This window comes from Bradyrhizobium sp. CFUWI (assembly GCF_056429085.1).
This window is the reverse complement of record NZ_JBWJZE010000220.1, coordinates 1-434: the sequence shown is the minus strand read 5'-3', so window position 1 is coordinate 434 and position 434 is coordinate 1. Positions and strand designations below refer to the sequence as shown.

At 66.1% G+C, this 434-nt stretch carries 1 protein-coding gene; it reads left to right on the top strand.

The genetic code is table 11. The annotated features are described in order from the left end of the window. On the top strand, positions 1–434 hold a 434-nt coding region (gene tssI, locus AC066S_RS39520; protein WP_478272016.1), incomplete at both ends, for a type VI secretion system tip protein TssI/VgrG.

Sequence of the window (434 nt, the reverse complement as noted above, 5' to 3'; positions counted from 1 at the left end):
GAGACAGGTAGTGGTCGGTCCGGCGGGCGAAGAGATCTGGACGGACGAGTACGGCCGCATCAAGGTGCAGTTCCACTGGGACCGGCTGGGTGCCATGGACGAGCACTCCAGCTGCTGGGTGCGCGTGGCGACCAGTTGGGCCGGGTCTGGGTTCGGCGCAGTCTCCATACCCCGCATCGGGCACGAAGTGGTCATTGATTTCTTGAACGGCGACCCGGACTACCCCATCGTAACGGGCAGCGTCTACAACGCCGCCAACATGCCGCCCTGGGCCCTGCCGGGCAACGCCACGCAGTCCGGCATCAAGACGCGATCGAGCAAGGGCGGCGCGGCGGGCGACGGCATGAAGAACGGAGGCGGCGACGCCAACGCAATCCGCTTCGAAGACAAGAAGGGCGCGGAGCAGTTGTGGCTGCATGCGCAGAAGGACCAGC